The sequence below is a fragment of the Halomonas urumqiensis genome (assembly GCF_003028575.1).
GTDB lineage: Bacteria > Pseudomonadota > Gammaproteobacteria > Pseudomonadales > Halomonadaceae > Halomonas > Halomonas urumqiensis.
Genome location: NZ_PYUD01000003.1, coordinates 490,421 through 508,656, shown reverse-complemented (window position 1 = coordinate 508,656; position 18,236 = coordinate 490,421). Strand labels below are relative to the sequence as shown.

General features: G+C 64.7%; 20 protein-coding genes. 6 read left to right on the top strand and 14 right to left on the bottom strand.

Annotated features, from left to right (window positions below; all coding sequences use genetic code 11):
* The 5 genes from C6V82_RS12160 to def all read right to left on the bottom strand — a co-directional run.
* A partial coding sequence (locus C6V82_RS12160; protein WP_146157041.1) for an NAD-binding protein occupies nucleotides 1-127 on the bottom strand: 127 nt, incomplete at its 3' end.
* 107 nt (nucleotides 128-234) lie between these two features.
* Nucleotides 235-441, bottom strand: coding sequence for a dodecin (locus C6V82_RS12155; protein WP_102587263.1), 207 nt, complete (start codon nucleotides 439-441; stop codon nucleotides 235-237).
* A gap of 78 nt (nucleotides 442-519) precedes the next feature.
* The gene (gene rsmB / locus C6V82_RS12150; protein ID WP_102587262.1) at nucleotides 520-1,887 is read right to left on the bottom strand and encodes a 16S rRNA (cytosine(967)-C(5))-methyltransferase RsmB; all 1,368 of its coding nucleotides are present in this window, start codon (nucleotides 1,885-1,887) and stop codon (nucleotides 520-522) included.
* A complete protein-coding gene (gene fmt / locus C6V82_RS12145) occupies nucleotides 1,884-2,873 on the bottom strand; it encodes a methionyl-tRNA formyltransferase (RefSeq protein WP_102587286.1) in 990 nt (329 codons plus the stop codon). The genes rsmB and fmt overlap by 4 nt, the downstream gene beginning before the upstream one ends.
* Nucleotides 2,874-2,983: 110 nt before the next feature.
* The gene (def, locus tag C6V82_RS12140) at nucleotides 2,984-3,496 is read right to left on the bottom strand and encodes a peptide deformylase (protein ID WP_102587261.1); all 513 of its coding nucleotides are present in this window, start codon (nucleotides 3,494-3,496) and stop codon (nucleotides 2,984-2,986) included.
* A 163-nt stretch (nucleotides 3,497-3,659) separates the two neighbouring features.
* Here def and C6V82_RS12135 point away from each other — a divergent pair, with 163 nt between their 5' ends.
* From C6V82_RS12135 to aroE, 5 genes are all read left to right on the top strand, one after another.
* The gene (locus tag C6V82_RS12135) at nucleotides 3,660-4,769 is read left to right on the top strand and encodes a LysM peptidoglycan-binding domain-containing protein (RefSeq protein WP_102587260.1); all 1,110 of its coding nucleotides are present in this window, start codon (nucleotides 3,660-3,662) and stop codon (nucleotides 4,767-4,769) included.
* Nucleotides 4,770-4,849: 80 nt separating this feature from the next.
* Nucleotides 4,850-5,932, top strand: coding sequence for a DNA-processing protein DprA (gene dprA / locus C6V82_RS12130; protein WP_102587259.1), 1,083 nt, complete (start codon nucleotides 4,850-4,852; stop codon nucleotides 5,930-5,932).
* A 44-nt stretch (nucleotides 5,933-5,976) separates the two neighbouring features.
* On the top strand, nucleotides 5,977-6,540 hold the full coding sequence (gene tsaC, locus C6V82_RS12125) for an L-threonylcarbamoyladenylate synthase type 1 TsaC (protein WP_102587258.1): 564 nt from the start codon (nucleotides 5,977-5,979) through the stop codon (nucleotides 6,538-6,540).
* Between the two features lie 87 nt (nucleotides 6,541-6,627).
* The gene (gene hemF, locus C6V82_RS12120) at nucleotides 6,628-7,566 is read left to right on the top strand and encodes an oxygen-dependent coproporphyrinogen oxidase (protein WP_102587257.1); all 939 of its coding nucleotides are present in this window, start codon (nucleotides 6,628-6,630) and stop codon (nucleotides 7,564-7,566) included.
* Nucleotides 7,566-8,378, top strand: a complete 813-nt coding sequence (gene aroE / locus C6V82_RS12115) for a shikimate dehydrogenase (protein WP_102587256.1) — start codon at nucleotides 7,566-7,568, stop codon at nucleotides 8,376-8,378. The genes hemF and aroE overlap by 1 nt, the downstream gene beginning before the upstream one ends.
* A 16-nt stretch (nucleotides 8,379-8,394) precedes the next feature.
* On the opposite strand, the gene C6V82_RS12110 is transcribed toward aroE, so the two are convergent.
* Nucleotides 8,395-8,652 (bottom strand): hypothetical protein, encoded by a 258-nt coding sequence (locus C6V82_RS12110; protein WP_102587255.1) that lies wholly within the window; start codon nucleotides 8,650-8,652, stop codon nucleotides 8,395-8,397.
* A gap of 35 nt (nucleotides 8,653-8,687) precedes the next feature.
* Nucleotides 8,688-9,491 carry a M48 family metallopeptidase gene (locus C6V82_RS12105; RefSeq protein ID WP_102587254.1) on the bottom strand — a complete coding sequence of 268 codons (804 nt, stop codon included), beginning with the start codon at nucleotides 9,489-9,491 and terminating at the stop codon, nucleotides 8,688-8,690.
* A 153-nt stretch (nucleotides 9,492-9,644) separates the two neighbouring features.
* Here C6V82_RS12105 and C6V82_RS12100 point away from each other — a divergent pair, with 153 nt between their 5' ends.
* Complete coding sequence (locus tag C6V82_RS12100) at nucleotides 9,645-10,511, top strand: ATP-binding protein (RefSeq protein WP_102587253.1); 867 nt, start codon at nucleotides 9,645-9,647, stop codon at nucleotides 10,509-10,511.
* Nucleotides 10,512-10,572: 61 nt separating this feature from the next.
* On the opposite strand, the gene der is transcribed toward C6V82_RS12100, so the two are convergent.
* From der to pilW, 7 genes are all read right to left on the bottom strand, one after another.
* Complete coding sequence (gene der, locus C6V82_RS12095) at nucleotides 10,573-11,976, bottom strand: ribosome biogenesis GTPase Der (protein WP_102587252.1); 1,404 nt, start codon at nucleotides 11,974-11,976, stop codon at nucleotides 10,573-10,575.
* Nucleotides 11,973-13,121, bottom strand: a complete 1,149-nt coding sequence (gene bamB / locus C6V82_RS12090) for an outer membrane protein assembly factor BamB (RefSeq protein WP_229843182.1) — start codon at nucleotides 13,119-13,121, stop codon at nucleotides 11,973-11,975. The genes der and bamB overlap by 4 nt, the downstream gene beginning before the upstream one ends.
* A gap of 11 nt (nucleotides 13,122-13,132) precedes the next feature.
* Nucleotides 13,133-13,807: a YfgM family protein gene (locus tag C6V82_RS12085; RefSeq protein ID WP_102587250.1), complete on the bottom strand. Its 675-nt coding sequence runs from the start codon at nucleotides 13,805-13,807 to the stop codon at nucleotides 13,133-13,135.
* Between the two features lie 70 nt (nucleotides 13,808-13,877).
* Complete coding sequence (hisS, locus tag C6V82_RS12080; RefSeq protein WP_268248455.1) at nucleotides 13,878-15,188, bottom strand: histidine--tRNA ligase; 1,311 nt, start codon at nucleotides 15,186-15,188, stop codon at nucleotides 13,878-13,880.
* Nucleotides 15,189-15,216: 28 nt separating this feature from the next.
* Nucleotides 15,217-16,332 (bottom strand): flavodoxin-dependent (E)-4-hydroxy-3-methylbut-2-enyl-diphosphate synthase, encoded by a 1,116-nt coding sequence (gene ispG, locus C6V82_RS12075; protein ID WP_102587248.1) that lies wholly within the window; start codon nucleotides 16,330-16,332, stop codon nucleotides 15,217-15,219.
* A 10-nt stretch (nucleotides 16,333-16,342) separates the two neighbouring features.
* Entirely contained in the window at nucleotides 16,343-17,419 is a 1,077-nt protein-coding gene (locus C6V82_RS12070) for a RodZ domain-containing protein (RefSeq protein WP_102587247.1), read from the bottom strand.
* Nucleotides 17,420-17,449: 30 nt separating this feature from the next.
* Entirely contained in the window at nucleotides 17,450-18,199 is a 750-nt protein-coding gene (pilW, locus tag C6V82_RS12065; protein ID WP_102587246.1) for a type IV pilus biogenesis/stability protein PilW, read from the bottom strand.
* Nucleotides 18,200-18,236 lie beyond the last annotated feature (37 nt).

The following is an 18,236-nucleotide window of genomic DNA, read 5'->3' as shown; positions in this document are numbered from 1 at the left end:
GCTTGGTGTGCAGCTCGCGCAGCTTGTCACCGTCGGTGTCGACCACGGTGATGTCGTTCTCTTCGCGAGCCAGGTGTTCCGCCAGGGTGCCGCCGACCTGGCCGGCGCCGAGAATGATGATCTTCATCGCTTATTCGAATCCGCTGCCATCGATGGCGACGCTGGGTTGTGCGTCGCAACAAGATGACGGCTAGCCTAAACCAGCCGTCGCGGGAAAGACAGGGTTCAGCAGGATCAGTCGAGGGTGAAACCGACCTTGATGGTGACCTGCCAGTGGGCGACGCGGCCATGCTCGATATGGCCGCGGGTGTCGGTTACCTCGAACCAGCGCATGCCGTGCAGGCTTTCCGAGGCCTTGGTGATGGCGTTGGATACGGCGTCTTCGATGCCCTGATCGGAGGAGCCGGTGAGTTCGATATGCTTGTAGGTGTGGTGGCTCATGCGTTCTCCTTCGTGTCGCTACGAATCATCTTGCCAGGTGGCGTGCCAGGGTAGCCCTGGCAGTGACCTTGCCTGGTATCAGTCTGGCATACGCTTGCGCAATCGTGCATAGAAGAAGCCATCGTGACTGTCGTTGGCCGGCAGCAACTGGCGGCCGGCGCCGGCCGGACGGCCCCAGGCGACATCGCCGGGGGTGGTCGGCTCGACATCCGGGGTGCGCGAAATGAACGCCGCGACCTGATCGGCATTCTCCTCGGGCAACACCGAGCAGGTGGCATATAGCAGGGTGCCACCGGGCCGCAGCAATGGCCACAGGTTGTCGAGCAGCCGCGCCTGCAGGGCGGCAAGTTTGGTGATGTCAGAGGGTCGGCGCAGGCACTTGATGTCCGGGTGTCGACGGATCACCCCACTGCCGGAACATGGTGCATCCAGCAGGATGGCATCGAAGGGCGAGCCATCCCACCACTCACGGCCGGTGGCGTCGCCGTGATCGAGGGTCGCCGAGAGCCCGAGTCGGGTCAGGGCGTCCTCCACCTTGGCCAGGCGGGCGGCGTCGCTGTCGACCGCATACAGGTCGATGTCGAAGACCTCGAGCAGGTGCGCGGTCTTGCCCCCCGGTGCGCAGCAGGCATCCAGTACCCGGGCGCCCGGGCGTGGCGCAAGTGCCGGGCCGAGCAGCACGCTGGCAAGTTGGGCGGATTCATCCTGGACACTGACCTGGCCTTCCTCGAAGCCGGGAAGCTCATGGACGTCACATGGCGTTTCCAGGGTGATGCCATCCGGGGCATGGATGCACAACCGGGCGGCCAGACCCGCGGCGTCGAGCTGGTTCATGTAGGCTTCACGGTCGCCATGGCGGCGATTGACGCGCAAGGTCATGGGGCCCGGCGCGTTGTTGGCCATGGCGATCTCGCGCCAGTCATCGGGCCATGCCTGGCGCAGCGTCTTGAGCAGCCATTTCGGATGCAACAAGGCCACGGCGGGGTCCTGGTCGACCTCGGCCTGGAGAGCCGCGGATTCGCGCTGCAGGCGACGCAGGCAGCCGTTGAGCACGCGGGTCGCCCACTCCTTGCCGAGCAGGCGGGCCGCGCCCGCGGTTTCGCCGACGGCGGCATGGGCGGGAATGCGCAGGTAGAGCAATTGATAGGCACCCAGCAGCAACAAGGCCTGTACATCGGCATCGCGGGCCTTGAACGGCTTGACCAGCAGCAGGCTGGCCAGGGCTTCGAGACGTGGCAGGGTGCGGCAGGTGCCGTAGCAAAGCGCCTTGAACAGTGCCCGGTCGCGAGCGACCACCTGGTGGTCGTCAAGTCCGGTCAGCGATCCCTTGCCGGTGATGACCGGCACCAGCGCCTGGGCGGCGGTGGCTCGCACGGCAAGCCCGTTGTCGTGCTGCGTCGGGCGGGAAGGGCGGCGGCCCTGGCCGTTGGGTGTCTCGCGGCTCATGCCGGGGTCTCCTCGTCATGACGGCCCAGGCGCAGGCCCGGGGGAAAACGGTCGGCGCGGGCGTGCAGCAAATCATCGACGTTCAGTGCCTTGCCACCCGGCAGTTGGGCGCGGGTGACCCGCAGTACCTCATCACCCTGCTTGCCACAGGCGATGCGCAAGGCATCCCTGTCGCTCTCGAGCAGTGTGCCAGGCGCGCTGGGTGATTCACCCTCGGCAAGCGAGGCGGGCTGGGCCATCAACAGGCGCAGGCGTTCATCACCCATGGCGCACCAGGTGACAGGCCAAGGGTTGAAGGCGCGCACCCGAGCGGCCAGCGCGGTGGCCGGCGCTCGAAAGTCCAGCTCGGCTTCGGCCTTGGAGAGTTTGGCGGCGTAGGTGACGCCTTGCTCGGGCTGTGGCGTGGCGGGAAGGCTATCCTCGGCCAGCGCATCGAGGGCCTCGACCAGTGCCTCACCTCCCAACGTGGCCAGGCGGTCATGCAGCTCACCAGCGGTGGTGGTGGCGGTGATCGGCGTGCGCTTGACCAGCAGCATGTCACCGGTGTCCAGGCCCGCGTCCATCTGCATGATGGTGACCCCACTCTCGGCATCGCCAGCCTCGATGGCACGCTGGATCGGTGCGGCGCCACGCCAGCGTGGCAACAACGAGGCATGCACATTCAGGCAGCCGTGCCTTGGCGTGTCGAGCACCGCCCCGGGAAGGATCAGCCCGTAGGCCACCACCACCATCAGGTCGGCATCGAGTGCGGCGAGTTCTGCCTGTGCCGCTTCGGACCTGAGGCTCTCGGGTTGATACACCGGCAGGTCATGGCGCAAGGCCAGCGACTTGACGGGGCTTGGGGTCAGTTTGCGGCCACGCCCGGCGGGGCGGTCCGGTTGTGTATAGACGGCGACGACATGGTGTCGGCTACCCAGCAGGGCAGTGAGACTCTCGGCGGCGAAGTCGGGCGTGCCGGCGAAAACGATGTTGAGGGGTCGAGACATGATCTGGGCCTTGCCGGGGTGGATGCCCTTCCATGATAACGGAGCCAGCCACAAACGACGAAGGCCGACTGTTGGGTCGGCCTTCCTGCCATGGCATGACGGTCGGTTGGTCAGGCCGGCTGGGTCAACTTGTGACGCTTCAGCATCTTCTTCATGATTCGCTCGCGTTTCAGCGCCGACAGGTAATCGACGAACAGCACACCCTCAAGATGGTCGTGCTCGTGCTGAATGCAGTGGGCAAGCAGACCTTCGGCTTCCAGTTCATACGGATTGCCCTCGCGATCGAGCGCCTTCAGTTGCACTTTCAGGGCGCGCGGCACCTCGGCGTAGTATTCCGGAATCGACAGGCAGCCTTCCTGCATCGGCTCGCGCGCATCGCCGATCGGTTCATAGTGCGGGTTGATCAGCACCAGCGGCTGCGTGCCGTCGTCACTGACATCCATGACGATCACTCGGCGGTGAACGTCCACCTGGGTAGCGGCCAGGCCAATGCCACGTGCCGCATACATGGTCTCGAGCATGTCGTCGACCAGTTGGCGTACGTCGTCGTCGACCGCCTCGACCGGTGTGGCTTTGGTGCGCAGCCGCTCATCGGGGAATTCGAGGATGGGTAATTTGGCCATGGCGTTGGAACCACCGTTATGCTGTCATTCAGGAAATGCCACTATTCTAGGAGTGCGTGATTTCCTATGGAATCAACGCACATGCATCGTAGCGATAAAATCAGACTATATCATGCCGCCACGGTTCCATGTGGCAGGTGTGTAATCAGCGGGAGCAGCGGGGATGAAGCAGACGTCGGATGGCAAGTCACGTGGGCGGCGATTCAAGGGTGCGGCGGGATCGCTCGGGCTTGCCGCCATCCTGTTACTGTCGGCCAGTGGCCTGGCGGCCCAAGGCTTGAGCTGGGAGGATGGCCTGCAGCGTGATGCGCCGGACCGCTACACCGTGGTGCGCGGCGATACACTTTGGGACATCTCGGGGCGCTTCCTGCGCCATCCCTGGCAATGGCCGGAGGTCTGGCAGGTCAACCCGCAGATTCGCAACCCTCACCTGATCTACCCGGGCGATGTGGTTTATCTCTACGATTGCAACGGTCGCCCTTGCCTGGGGCTCGAGCGCGGGCAAGGTGTCGCGCGACTTTCGCCAGGTGTGCGCACCACCTCGCATCGTGATGCCATTGAGCCGATTCCGCTCGAGGCCATCCGTCAGTTCCTGCGCGAACATCGCATCATCGATGACCCGGAAAGCCTTGATGAACTGGCCTACGTGGTCGGCGGAGATGACCGTCGCCTGCTCAGCGGCGAAGGGGATCGACTCTATGCGCGTGGCAGTGTGGAGCGTGGTGGCCGCGTTGGCTTCTATCGGATCGGTGAGACGTTCCGCGATGCCGAGAGTGGCGAAGTGCTGGGGCTGGAGCTCGAGTCGATTGGCCAGGCGCGCCTGGAGCGCAGCGAGGACGACATCGCGGTGCTCGAGGTCACGCAGTCGCGGCAGGAAGTGCGCAACAACGACATCGTGATGCCGCTCGAGAGCCGTGATCTTCAGACCGAGTTCTATCCGCGCCCCCCGGAGCGCGAGGTCGAGGGTCGCATCCTGGCGGTACCGGGAGGTGTCCAGTTCATCGGCACTCTGCAGGTCGTATCCCTCGACCGTGGTCGCCGCGATGGACTTGAACCGGGACACGTACTGATGGTCGAGCAGATGGGCGAGCAGGTCAGTGATCCGCGCACCGGTGAGTTGCTGCGGCTACCTGGCGAGGACGCTGGCCTGGTCATGGTATTTCGCGCCTACGAAAAAATGAGCTATGGCCTGGTCATGCAGGCCACACGGCCCCTCGAGGTCGGGGATCGACTCTATAATCCCCGTAGCGGCCTGGGTACCGCCTCGCGCTAGCGTTGCTGGCTCTGTGACATCGGACTAGGCGCCGGGATGGCGAGCATCACCGTGAGGCGGAAGCCTCGGGAGGGAGTGTCATGCAGGCCAGGGAATGGCTGTTGCTGTCGAGTCTGCCGGGTATGGGAGCGGGACGGCTTGCCGAGCTTGCCGAACACCAACCGGTCTGGCCGGAAGGCTGGCTCGCCGTGCTACCCGGTCGTGCCGCCTCGGCCATGCGGTTGTGGCTCGAACACCCCAAGCGAAGTCCCCTTGATGAGATGCTGGCCCGCCACGAGGCTTGGCTTGACGCCGAGCCCACGCGACAATTGTTGTATGCGGGCCACTCGGCCTGGCCGGCACTACTCGCGCAGATTCCCGATCCCCCTCCGGTGCTGTGGGCCGATGGTGATACCGGCGCACTGGCACCCCCGCGCCTGGCTCTGGTGGGTTCCCGCCGCCCGACCCGAGAGGGGCTGACCAATGCCGCCCATTTTGCCTCGGCGCTTGCCGATCGAGGCTGGTGCGTTGTCAGTGGCATGGCGCTGGGTATCGATGCCGCCGCTCAACAGGCGGCCCTGGAGCGAGGCGGTAGCAGCATTGCGGTGCTTGGCTGCGGCGTGGACGTGGTCTATCCGCCTCGTCATCACCGGCTGCACGCCAGATTGCGTGAGCCCGGCGGCCTGCTGCTCTCCGAACATCCTCCTGGCACCGTGGCCAGGCCGGGCTTCTTTCCACGACGCAACCGCATCGTCACCGGGCTTTCGCTCGGGGTGCTGGTGGTCGAGGCCGCCGAGCAGAGTGGCTCGCTGGTCAGCGCGCGGCTGGCCGGTGAGCAAGGACGCGAGGTTTTTGCATTGCCCGCGTCGATTCACAACCCCCAGGCCAGCGGCTGCCTCAGGCTGTTGCGTGAAGGTGCGGTGCTGGTGCGCGATATCGACGATATCCTCGCCGAACTGGTGCAATGGTGCACCCTGCCGGTTGTCGAGGCGACCCCCGGCTTGGATGAGGGGCTACATGACCCCTTGCTGCGCTGGCTGAGTGGTTCGCCGACCCCGGTGGATGCCCTGGTGGGGTTGTCGGGGCTCGGGATTGCCGAGTGTCAGCGCCGGTTGCTGGAACTGGAGCTTGCGGGGCAGGTGGCGCACACCGCCGGTGGCTGGGTGCGTCTGTCGGGGTCGTGATAGAATCTGTGCTCGTTTATGACTCGAATTACCGCGAGGAGCCCATGACCGAGCCCCGTTCACCCGAGCTCGATGCCGCCGTATCCGCTCTGCGGTCGGGTGGTGTGATCGCTTATCCCACCGAAGCCGTGTGGGGGCTTGGCTGCGACCCCGACAACGACGAGGCGCTGGCCCACCTGCTGCGACTCAAGGCCCGCGACCCGGCCAAGGGCATGATTCTGGTGGCCGCAAGCATTGCGCAGTTCGCGCCCTGGCTCGAGGGGTTGCCCCTGGCACTGCATGCCCCGCTGGTGGACAGCTGGCCGGGCCCCAACACCTGGCTGGTTCCCGACAATGGCCGTTCTCATGCGCTGGTGCGCGGCGCCCATGAGCGCGTGGCGTTGCGAGTGAGTGACCACCCGGTGGTGGTGGCGCTTTGCGATGCCTTCGGCGGGCCAGTGGTCTCGACATCGGCCAACAAGGCAAGCGAAGCGCCGGCGATGAGCGCTGCCCAGGTGCAGAGCATATTCTCCGATGGGCTGGCGGCGATCCTCGATGGCCCGCTGGGGGGGCATGAACGTCCCAGCACCATCCGCGATCTGGCGAGTGGCCAGGTGCTGCGCTCATGAAGGCCCATATCGAACGCCTGCTCACGCCCCTTGCGGCTTGCCAGGCTCACATCCCGACTTACCCGATATCAGTGCGAGGAGGCTTGCGTGGCTCACCCCAGGCTCGATGAGGTCAAGACCTATCTGCTCGATCTACAGGATCGCCTTTGCCAGGCGTTGGCCGAGGAGGATGGCGGCAGCGGTTTCGTCGAGGAGTCATGGCAGCGCGAGGAAGGCGGTGGTGGCCGTTCCAGGGTGCTGGTTGAAGGCGGTGTGTTCGAGAAGGGGGGGGTCAACTTCTCGCATGTGTTCGGCGAGGGGCTGCCACCCTCGGCAACCGCTGCCAGGCCCGAGCTCGCGGGTCGTAGTTTCCATGCCGTGGGTGTCTCGTGGGTCCTGCACCCGCGCAACCCCCACGTGCCGACCAGCCACGGCAATGTGCGCTTCTTCATCGCCGAGAAACCAGGTGAAGCGCCAGTGTGGTGGTTCGGTGGTGGCTTCGACCTGACACCGTTCTATCCGGTATTCGAGGATGCGGTGCACTGGCATCGTGTCGCGCGTGATGCCTGCGCGCCGTTTGGCGATGATGTCTACCCGCGTTACAAGGCGTGGTGCGACGAGTACTTCACCCTCAAGCATCGGGATGAGACCCGCGGGGTCGGCGGGCTATTCTTCGATGACCTCAACGAGGGCGGCTTCGAGGCCTGCTTCGCCTTCCAGCGCGCCGTGGGCGATGCCTTTCTCGAGGCCTATCTGCCGATCGTCAAGCGTCGTCGCGACACGCCTTATGGTGAGCGCGAGCGCCAGTTCCAGCTCTACCGCCGGGGGCGCTATGTGGAGTTCAACCTGGTGTGGGACCGCGGCACGCTGTTCGGCCTGCAGAGCGGCGGGCGCACCGAGTCGATCCTGATGTCGATGCCGCCCCTGGCGCGCTGGGATTATGGCTGGACACCCGAGCCACAAAGCCCCGAGGCGCTGCTGTATGACCACTACCTACACCCGCGGGATTGGCTAAGTGAGGCCGAGACGCACGCTAAGGAGACCTAATGACTGATCGTTACTGCGTCTTTGGCCACCCGGTGGGCCACTCGAAGTCGCCCGGCATCCATGTCGCCTTCGCCACCCAGACCGGGCAGGATATCGACTATACCGCCATCGAGGCGCCGCTGGACGACTTTCCCGGTGCCTGGCGAGCGTTCACGGCCGCGGGTGGCTGCGGCGCCAATGTCACCGTGCCGTTCAAGGAAGATGCCTTTCGGCTGTGCGATGTCTTGAGTCCCCGTGCGCAGCGAGCAGGGGCGGTCAATACCCTGGTGCTAGGCAAGGATGGCCAGACGTGGGGTGATACCACCGATGGTGTCGGGCTGGTGCGCGATCTCAAGCACCACGGTGTGGCGCTTGCCGGGTCTCGGGTATTGGTGCTGGGTGCGGGGGGGGCAGTGCGCGGGATATTGGAGCCTCTCCTGGTGGAAGGGCCTGAACAGCTGATGGTGGCCAACCGCACCCCCGCCAAGGCCGAGGCGCTGGCCGCGGACTTTGCCGATCTTGGCGCCATCCATGGCGGCGGCTTCGAGGCGGTCGCGGGTCCCTTCGATGTGGTAATCAACGGCACCAGTGCCAGCCTTGCAGGCGATCTGCCCCCACTGCCGGACGACCTCTTCGCGGAGGGGGCCAGCGCCTACGACATGATGTATGGCGCCGAGCCCACGGTATTCCTGCGCTGGGCCAGTGCGCGTGGCGCACGCTGCACGGATGGCCTGGGCATGCTGGTCGAACAGGCCGCTGAATCCTTCTTCCTTTGGCGCAACCGTCGCCCGGATACCGCGCCGGTACTCGAGGCGCTCAGGAAGTCGCTATGACCGAGCGACTGGTGTCTCAGCGCTTCTTGACGTAGAGCCCCACCATGCACATCCCCATGCCGATCACCGATAGCAGCATGCCACCGTTGACCAGCCACGGGTGGCGTTGCAGCCAGGAGACGAAGGGTTGAGGCGTGTCTCGGCACACCCCTTCCAGGTAGTCCCAGTGCCCACCGGACAGCGTGCATTCACGCACATCGCCGAGTTCCCAGAAATAGACCCCCAGCAGGACCAGAATGGGGGCGACCAACAGCAATAATCCGAGTCTCAGCATGCGTGTTCCGTGTCAGGGCGTGTATCGAAATCGCCTTATGGGCGTGGGCAGTTCGGGGTGCGGCCGGCCTGGCGTGCCTGCTGGAAGCGAGCCACGGCGTCGTCCATGTTGGCTTCGAGCCCGGACATGCGCTGGCCCTGGCTCGGGTGGGTCGACATCCAGGCCGGTGGGCGAGCGCCGTCGGAGGCGGCCTGCATGTTCTGCCACAGCGCGACGCTGGCGCGCGGGTCGAACCCAGCATCGGCCATTATCTCGAGGCCATAGACGTCCGCTTCGCTCTCATGACGGCGCGAGAAGGGCAGCAGAATACCGTATTGGGCGCCCATGCCAAGTACCCCCATCATCTGCTGCCCGCCAGCCCCCTGCATGCCGGATGCCGACGACAATACCGACAGGCCGAGCTGTGTGGCCGATTGGGTGGAGGCCCGCTCATTGGCGTGGCGCGCCAGCACGTGGGCGATTTCGTGGCCGATGACCGCCGCCAGTTGATCCTGGTTCTCGGCAATATCGAGTAGCCCGGTATTGATGCCCATGTAGCCACCCGGCAGGGCGAAGGCGTTGGGCTCGTCGGATTCGAAGACGCGAATCTGCCAGTTCTGCTGGCGATCCTCGCCGGAGAGGGTGTTGACCAGCGCGCTTGCCACGCATTCGGCATAGCGATGAGGCGTGCCGCCGACCGTGGGCAGGTCCTGCTGGTATTGAGCAAAGGCCTGCTGGCCCATTTGATTGAGCTGTTCGTCCGAGTAAAGGGTGAATTGCTGGCGACCGGTAGGCGAGGTGGTACAGGCCGCGAGGGTGATGCTCAAGGCGCCAATGGCGATACAGTGCATCCAACGCATGGGAGGTCTCCTGGTGACCGGCTCTTGTGAGTGACATCCGTTTCCAAGCGAGTGCATCACCATAATGCCCCTGGACGGAACATCACGGTTCGCCACAAGATACCCGGAATGCCCACAAGGTCAACTCTCGCAAGACGATAAGGAGCCAACGTCATGGACGCCGAACTATCGCGTCGCCTGCTCAACCTGCTGGATCACGTTGAACACTGGATGCCCCCGCCCCCGCAGGAGGTGGACTGGTCCCGGGACGTGGCGGCGCTGTGGCAGCGCCACACCCTGGGCGGACGGTTGTTGCCGGTCCCCGTGCGCGATGCCTTGAGCCTCGACGACCTGCTTGGCATAGAACGCCAGAAGCTGGCATTGGTCGACAACACCCGTGCCTTCCTCAAGGGCCTGCCGGCCAACCACGCCTTGCTGTGGGGGTCGCGCGGCAGTGGCAAGTCTTCGCTGGTGCGCGCCCTGCTCAATAGCCTGTCAGGCGAAGGGTTGCGCCTGGTACAAGTAGACCGCCACGACCTCGCCGGGCTTCCGCTGCTGGTCAACCAACTGCGCGACCAGACGCATCGCTTCGTGGTGTACTGCGATGACCTCTCCTTCGAGGGGCATGATGATGCCTACAAGGCGCTGAAGAGTGTGTTGGATGGTGCATTGACTGGCCCGCCGCCTAACGTGCTGCTGTATGCCACCTCCAACCGTCGTCACCTGCTGCCGGAGTCGATGAGCGACAACGAGGGCTCGCGGCTGGTAGGCGACGAGCTGCATCATGGCGATGCCGTGGAGGAGAAAATCTCGTTGTCCGACCGTTTCGGCCTATGGCTGGGGTTCCACCCCTTCAATCAGGATGTCTACCTGGAAGCCTGTTGCCATTGGGTCACTCAACTGGGACGTGCCGAGGACTGGAACTCTGAGGCGCGTGCCGAGGCCATCCGCTTTGCCACCCTGCGAGGTGGCCGCAGCGGCCGAGGCGCCTGGCAGTTTGCCACCCAGTGGGTCGGTAGCCGGCGCTTGCACGGCGAGTAGCATCAGGCAGCGGCTAGCATGAATGGCCGCTGCCGGGTATCAAGTGCCGACTATCAAATGCCTAGCGCCGGCTCTTGCGCGCCTCCTTGGTGCGACCAAGCTCGCGTTTCTTGGCTTTTTCCCTGTCGCTTGCGCCGGCCATGCCGTCGAAGGGGTTGTTGCCCGAGCGGAACTCGAAGCGTAGCGGCGTGCCACGCACCTTCAGCACCTTGCGGAAGGTGTTGGTGAGGTAGCGGCGATAGGCCTCCGGCAGCGATGAGGTCTGGTTGCCATGCACCACGATGATCGGCGGGTTACTGCCGCCCTGGTGAGCCATGCGCAGCTTGATGCGACGCCCATTGACCAGCGGTGGCTGATGCTGCTCGACGGCATCCTGGAGAATGGTAGTCAGTCGGTTGGTGGACCAGTGGCTGTTGGCGGAGGCGAAGGCGCGTTCTATCGACGGATAAAGGTCACCGACCGCGGTGCCATGCAGCGCCGAAATGAAGTGCAGTTCGGCGTAGTCGGCAAAGCCCAGGCGGCGCTTGATCTCGGCACGCATCTTCTCCTTGGCTTCCTGCTCCAGGCCATCCCACTTGTTGACCGCAAGAACCAGTGCGCGGCCGGTGGTCAGCACGTAATCGAGCAGGTGCATGTCCTGCTCCACCAGCCCGCTGCGCGCATCCAGCACCATGACCGCGACATGGCACTCCTTGATCGCCTCGAGAGTCTTGATGATCGAGAACTTTTCGGCGATTTCACGGACATTCTTGCGCCGCCGCACTCCGGCGGTATCGACCAGCACGAACGGCTTGCCACGTCGCTCGAAGGGGATCTCGATGGCATCGCGTGTGGTGCCGGCCTCATCGAACACCACCACCCGTTCCTCGCCGAGCAGACGATTGACCAGGGTCGACTTGCCGACATTGGGACGGCCGATGACACCGATACGGATGCCCTTGGTGCCGGTGTCGGCGGGGATGCTCTCGTCGCGCTCCGGGAAGGGCGCCAGCACTTCCTCGATCAGCGTGGTGACGTTGCGTCCATGGGCGGCGGCGATGGGGCGCGGGTCGCCAAGCCCCAGTTGCCAGAAATCGGCCATGGCGCTGTGCTCTTCGAGGCCGTCGACCTTGTTGACCACAAGCCAGGTCTTCTTCTGGTTGACCCGCAGATGGTTGGCGATGGCCTCATCGGCGACATTGAGACCGGCCCGCGCGTCCACCATGAACAGCACGATATCCGCCTCGTCGATGGCCGCCAGGGACTGCTCGGCCATGGCCGCGTCGATGCCCTCCTCGTCGCCACTGATGCCGCCGGTATCGATTACCGTGTAGGCCTTGCCGCCCAACAGGCCGTTGCCGTACTTGCGATCCCGGGTCAGCCCCGGAAAATCGGCCACCAGCGCATCACGTGAGCGAGTGAGGCGGTTGAACAGGGTCGACTTGCCGACATTGGGCCGGCCAACCAGGGCGATCACGGGTGTCATTGGATATCCAGGGTCTCGAGGCTGCCGTCGTTGGCGAGGGCATGAATGCGGGCGCCATCGGTGACAGGACGCACGCTGATGCCGGACTTGTCGACCCGGGTACGGCCGACGATCTCGCCGCTGCGGGCATCGAGGAGGTGCAGGTAACCCTCGAAGTCACCGAACACGATGTTGCCTCCGGCGAAGGCCGGGGCGGTCAGGCTGCGCCCGCCAAGGGCCTCGTTACGCCACACTTCGTCGCCGTTGTCGGCATTCAGTGCCAGTACGTGCCCGGCTTCGGTGACGGTGAACAGCAGGTCGCCGACCAGCAACGGGGTCAGGTAGCTGGAGTGCTCCTTGGCCCAAAGTGGCTCGCCTCGGGTGGCCTCGAAGGCTGCCAGGCGACCGTTGAAGCTGGTCACGAACAAGCGACCATCGGGGGTCAGCACCGGCTGGCCGGCCAGATCGACGAGACGTTCGATATCGCTGCGGCCCTGGGATACGGCGACTCGACGCTCCCACACCGGTTGGCCGTTGCGGTTGTCGAGCGTCACCAGGCGACCGTTGGAGAAGCCGGCGAAGGTCACCGGGTCTATCACCGTGGGTGTACCGGTGCCGCGCAGGGTCAGCGAGGGGCGGTTAGTGCCGTAGACCCAACGCTCCTGACCAGTGTTGCGGTCGAGTGCCGTAACGCTGCCGTCGACGCTCTGGATGACCAGCAATTGCTGATTGGGCTGTGGCGCGGCCAGCACTTCACTGGGTACCCGAGCCCGCCAGCGTATGCTGCCGTCACGCTGGTCGACCGCCAATACCTCGCCATTGCGGGTGCCGAGGTAGATGTCGCCGGCCACTGCCGTCAGGCCACTGGAGATGGGTACCTCGAGCTCGGTTTCCCATTGCACCTCACCGTCATCGGCATCCATTGCATAGAGCCTGCCATTGGCATCGGCGGCAAACAGGTTATCGCCGTCACGCGAGGGGGCGATGGGGTAGCGGGCACGGCCAAGGCCGTCGCCAATGCCCTGGCTCCAGGCTTGGCTTAATTCGGCCTGGGGCGTTATATCACGCAGTTCCTTGGGCGGATATTGGGGTTGTACCTGGCTGCCGGAGCAGCCGGCGAGCAGTGCCAGGCCGGCCATGGCGGCGATCAGGAAAGTCGGTTTCATGCTGTTGATTCTCATGCGCCTGAATCCTCCGTGCCCGGGGCATCGAGGCCCAGGTTGTCGAGCTTGAGCTGAATGCCGTAGAGCGGCTGGTCTTGTTCATCGGCGAGGCGCATGGCGTCGCGCCAGGCCTGGTGGGCGTCTTCCTTGCGCCCGAGTGTATCGTAGGCATCGCCACGTACCTCAGCACGCTGGGCGGCGAGGGCCTCTGGCACGCCACTTTCGAGTGTGTCGAGTGCCGTCTCCGGCTCTCCATCGGCGAGTTGCAAGCGCGCCAGGCGCAGGCGGGCCAGCCCGGTCACGTAGTCGCGTTCGGTTTGCGAGATGACGGTCTGCAAGGCATCGCGTGCGCCGTCCAGGTCATCCTGGGCGACGGCGAGGCGCGCATCGATCAGCAGGGCGAGGTCGGCGTAGAGTGTCTTGCCGTGCTCATCATTGATCTCCACCACCAGCTGGCGCGCCTCGACGATGGCATCCTCGCCGAGGTCATTGCCGGCAGTGAGGTTGATCAACTGCTGGTAGCGCATCGAGGCCGCTTCGGCCTTGCCCGCCTGGTAGTCCTGCCAGGCGTTCCAGCCAAAGATACCGGCGGCGGCGATCGCCACACCGGCGATCAGCGCCATGCCGTTTTCCTTCCACCAGCGCTTGAGCGCCTCTACCTGTTCTTCTTCGGTTCTCAGCTCCGCCACGGGCGGTCTCCTTTTTCATTCGGGTATGCCGAAAGGCATGCGGGTTGACCGAAAGCATCCCGCTTGACGATCAGGCTCGCGTATCGTCGAGCAAGCGGCGCAGCGTCTCGGCAAGCTCGGCCTGGGGCAGGCTCAACTGGTCGCGCTCCTCACGCAGGAACTTGAGTGTCGCCGTACCGTTAGCCAGTTCATCTGCACCGAGCAGGATCGCTAGGCGGGCGCCACTCTTGTCGGCCTTCTTGATACGGCTCTTGAAGCTGCCGCCGCCGCAGTGCAACTGGACACGCAGGTCGGGCAGCGCGCTGCGCAGGCGCTCGGCAAGCAGCAGTGCCTGTGAGCTTGCGCTGTCATCCATGGCCAGCAGGTAGAGGTCGAGTTCGCCAAGCGCGTCATCAGGCACCAGCTCGAGGGTCTCCAGCAGCAGCACCAGGCGCTCGATGCCCATGGCGAATCCCACCGCCGGGGTAGGCTTGCCCCCCAGTTGCTCGACCAGGCCGTCGTAGCGGCCACCGGCACACACGGTCCCCTGGCTGCCCAGCGCCGTGGTGGTCCACTCGAACACCGTGCGGCCGTAGTAATCGAGCCCCCGCACCAGGCGCGGGTTGATCACGTAGGCGATACCCGCGGCATCGAGCATGCCGGTGAGTGCCTCGAAGTGCTCGCGAGACTCGTCGTCCAGGTGGTCGATCAGTTTCGGAGCCGCGGCCAGCATCTCGGCCATCTGGGGGTTCTTGGAGTCCAGGATACGCAGCGGGTTGCTGGTCAGGCGACGGCGTGAGTCCTCGTCGAGCTGATCGTGATGATCCTCGAAGTAGGCCACCAGGATCTCGCGGTAGGCGGCACGCGCTTCCAGGGAACCCAGCGAGTTGAGCTCGAGGGTGACGTGATCGAACAGCCCCAGCTCACGCCACAGCCGTGCCGACAGCAGAATTACCTCGGCGTCGATGTCTGGCCCTTCAAGGCCGAAGGTCTCGAGGCCGATCTGGTGGAACTGGCGATAGCGACCCTTCTGGGGGCGCTCGTAGCGGAACATCGGTCCTTGATACCACAGCCGCTGGGTCTGGTTGTGCAGCAGGCCATGCTCCATGGCGGCGCGCACGCAACTGGCGGTGCCTTCCGGGCGCAGCGTCAGGCTGTCGCCGTTACGGTCGTCGAAGGTGTACATCTCCTTTTCGACGATGTCGGTAACCTCACCGATGGAGCGCTTGAACAGGGCGGTCTGCTCGACGACCGGCGTACGGATCTCGGCATAGCCATAGCGTTGCATCAGGTTGCGGACCTGGCCTTCGAAGTACTGCCACAGTGCCGACTGGCCGGGCAGCAGGTCGTTCATTCCCCGGATGGCCTGAATCTTCTTTTGACTGGATTCGGACTTGCTCACTCTGACTCCTTGAAGGTGCGGCCGCGCTTCAGACCTCGCGGGCGATGACATCCTGTTCGGCCTGCTGCTTCTCGCGGATCTTGTCGCGGATCAGCCGCTCGAGATCATCGACGAGGTGCTCGTTGCTCATCTTTGATGCCGGCTTGCCGTCGATATAGACGAGGTTGGCGGGGCTGCCGCCGGTCAGGCCGATATCGCTCTCCTTGGCTTCACCGGGCCCATTGACCACGCAACCGATGACCGAGACATCCAGCGGCGTCATGACGTCCTCGAGGCGCTCCTCCAGGGCGTTCATGGTGCCGATGACATCGAAATTCTGGCGTGAGCAGCTGGGGCAGGCGATGAAGTTGATGCCCTTGGCGCGCAGGCGCAGGCTCTTGAGCATGTCATAACCGACCTTGATCTCCTCGACGGGGTCTGCCGCAAGCGACACCCGAATGGTGTCGCCGATACCGTCCATCAGCAGCATGCCAAGGCCGATCGACGACTTCACGGTACCGGAGCGCAGCCCGCCGGCTTCGGTGATCCCCAGGTGCAGTGGCTGCTCGATCATGCCAGCCAGCTTGCGGTACGCGGCAACGGCCATGAACACGTCCGAAGCCTTGACGCTGACCTTGAACTCGTGGAAATCGAGGCGATCGAGGTGATCGATGTGGCGCATGGCCGATTCGACCAGGGCGTCCGGGGTCGGCTCGCCATACTTCTTCTGCAGGTCCTTTTCAAGCGAGCCTGCGTTGACGCCGATGCGGATCGGGATACCGTTATCGCGTGCGGCGCTGACCACCGCGCGCACACGATCTTCACGCCCGATGTTGCCGGGGTTGATGCGCAGGCAGTCTACCCCGAGTTCGGCCACGCGCAGGGCGATCTTGTAATCGAAGTGAATATCGGCCACCAGCGGCACGTCTACCTCGCGCTTGATGCGGCCAAAGGCTTCGGCGGCGTCCATGCTGGGAACCGAAACGCGCACGATATCGGCGCCAGCGGTTTCGAGTTGACGAATCTGGGCGACGGTAGCAGCTACGTCCAGGGTGTCGGTGTTGGTCATGCTCTGCACGGAAATCGGGGCATCTCCACCGACCGGTACCTTGCCGACATGGATCTGGCGCGACTTGCGACGAACGATGGGGGATTGTGCGTGCATGGTGACGGACTCATTCTCCCAGGGTGAAGCGGGCAACATTGTTGGCGCCAGCGCGAGTGCTGAGGTCCACGGGCTCACCGGACCAGGTCAGCTCGACTCCAGTGGCATTGCCGACTGTCAGGCGAAAGGGCGGCTCGCCTTCGACGCTCGCCGTGGTGCCGGGTTCCTGAAGACCGACGAACACGCGCTCGTTGCTGGCATCGAAGATCTCGGTCCACGACTGTTCGTTGAAGGTCAACTGCAGTTGGGTCCTGGCAGTGGCGGCATCGCCATCGCCCTGGTCCGCCTGCTCAGCGCCTTGTGCGCTGGCAGTTTCCTGAGTATCTACGTCTTGAGCCACGGTATCCTGGGTATCCGGATCCTGAGTGTCGGTGTCCTGGGCGGCTCCGAGCGCCTCGGCGGGCTGCGGGTCCACCCCGGCGGGCTCACTGCCGCCGTCTGACGCCACGCTTGACTCGCCGCTCACCGGATTGGCTGTCTGCGAGTCATCGTCGGCCTCATCGACCAGGCCAAGGTCGTTCTGATCGTCGGGCAGAGGTGGCAACTGGTCGTCGGCGAGGCCGGCGGCCGACTCGGCGGCTGGCGTATCGCCTTCGGTGATGGTCGTGGTGCCATCGAGGCTATCCACCGATACCGGGCCACTGTCGCTGATGCCGGGTGGCTCGTTGCCGCCACGGCTCTGCCACCACATCAGCGTCAAACCGATCAACCCCGCGATCACCAGGACCGTGACCAGGCGGAACAGCCAAGCCCCCAGACGCGATGGCGGGCGTGTGACATTGACCGGGCTGACCTTGCGCTCGGTGTCCTCCCCCGCGAAGCGTGCGCGATAAGCATCGAGCACCGGTTGATCGTCGATCCCCAGCAAGCCGGCATAGGAGCGCAGGTAGCCCCGGCGGTAGGCGGCGACCGGCACCTCTTCGTAGCTATCCTCCTCGAGGCCACGAATCACCGCGGGGCGCAGGTTCAGTGCCGTGGCGACTTCGGCAAGCGATAACCCCTGATTTTCACGCTCGCGCTTGAGTAGCTCGCCGGGGGAGGTCATGACCGCAGTGTCGGCGGTATCAGTGAAATGTGTGTCGCTCATGGCTGAGCATCCTTCGTCAAGATTCGTGGATCAGGGCGCACGGCGTGAACCTTCGAGCTGTTCGGTGTAGAACGCCACTGCGTCCCGGTCACCCCTGGCCTGGGCGATCTCGCGCGCCAGACGCAGGGCGGAAATATTGGGGCCGGCCAGACGAATATAGGTGTCGAGTTGCTGCTGGGCGCGATCATGATTGCCCGCGGCATGTTCGAGCATGGCAAGCGCGTAGTAGCTGCGTGCGCTGCGCGGGTCGATGTCCTGGGCGCGGGCCAGACTCCGGCGCGCCGCCTGGCTGTCGCCCAGTTCCTGCTGACATTGGCCGAGGTTGGCGAACAGTTGAGCACGATTGGGGTATTGCGGGTCCTGTGACGCTTGCTCCAGCTGCTCACACGCTTCGCGGACACGGCCTTGATCATACAAGAATGCCGCATAATTATTGCGCGCCCGGGTGAAGTCGCTGTCGGCAGCCAGGGCGCGCTTGAAGCTATCGTCGGCCAGTTGGCTCTCGCCCTGACGTTGATAGACCATCGCCATGGCCTGAAGTGCCTCGGCATCATTGGGGTCGATCGTCAGGGCACGATCCAGGGCCGCCATGGCGCGCTGCAGGTTGTCACGCTCGAGGTAGGCCACGCCGAGCTGGGTATAGGCATCCGCCGGGTTGACCTCGTCACGTCCGGTCAGGCCTTGCTGTTGGGTGGCGCAACCAGCCAGCCACAATGACCCCAGCAGCACCGCCAGGGTGGGTAGCCGGGTACGACCGGGCAAGGGTGAGCGGCGAATCATGATGTTCTCCCGACAATCGACACGACTTCTCCGAGCA

Bases quoted from the DNA above. Each gene is read 5' to 3' on its own strand.
- C6V82_RS12155 (WP_102587263.1), bottom strand. From the start codon at position 441: ATGAGCCACCACACCTACAAGCATATCGAACTCACCGGCTCCTCCGAT.
- rsmB (WP_102587262.1), bottom strand. From the start codon at position 1,887: ATGAGCCGCGAGACACCCAACGGCCAGGGCCGCCGCCCTTCCCGCCCG.
- fmt (WP_102587286.1), bottom strand. From the start codon at position 2,873: ATGTCTCGACCCCTCAACATCGTTTTCGCCGGCACGCCCGACTTCGCC.
- def (WP_102587261.1), bottom strand. From the start codon at position 3,496: ATGGCCAAATTACCCATCCTCGAATTCCCCGATGAGCGGCTGCGCACC.
- C6V82_RS12135 (WP_102587260.1), top strand. From the start codon at position 3,660: ATGAAGCAGACGTCGGATGGCAAGTCACGTGGGCGGCGATTCAAGGGT.
- dprA (WP_102587259.1), top strand. From the start codon at position 4,850: ATGCAGGCCAGGGAATGGCTGTTGCTGTCGAGTCTGCCGGGTATGGGA.
- tsaC (WP_102587258.1), top strand. From the start codon at position 5,977: ATGACCGAGCCCCGTTCACCCGAGCTCGATGCCGCCGTATCCGCTCTG.
- aroE (WP_102587256.1), top strand. From the start codon at position 7,566: ATGACTGATCGTTACTGCGTCTTTGGCCACCCGGTGGGCCACTCGAAG.
- C6V82_RS12110 (WP_102587255.1), bottom strand. From the start codon at position 8,652: ATGCTGAGACTCGGATTATTGCTGTTGGTCGCCCCCATTCTGGTCCTG.
- C6V82_RS12105 (WP_102587254.1), bottom strand. From the start codon at position 9,491: ATGCGTTGGATGCACTGTATCGCCATTGGCGCCTTGAGCATCACCCTC.
- C6V82_RS12100 (WP_102587253.1), top strand. From the start codon at position 9,645: ATGGACGCCGAACTATCGCGTCGCCTGCTCAACCTGCTGGATCACGTT.
- der (WP_102587252.1), bottom strand. From the start codon at position 11,976: ATGACACCCGTGATCGCCCTGGTTGGCCGGCCCAATGTCGGCAAGTCG.
- bamB (WP_229843182.1), bottom strand. From the start codon at position 13,121: ATGAAACCGACTTTCCTGATCGCCGCCATGGCCGGCCTGGCACTGCTC.
- ispG (WP_102587248.1), bottom strand. From the start codon at position 16,332: ATGCACGCACAATCCCCCATCGTTCGTCGCAAGTCGCGCCAGATCCAT.
- C6V82_RS12070 (WP_102587247.1), bottom strand. From the start codon at position 17,419: ATGAGCGACACACATTTCACTGATACCGCCGACACTGCGGTCATGACC.
- pilW (WP_102587246.1), bottom strand. From the start codon at position 18,199: ATGATTCGCCGCTCACCCTTGCCCGGTCGTACCCGGCTACCCACCCTG.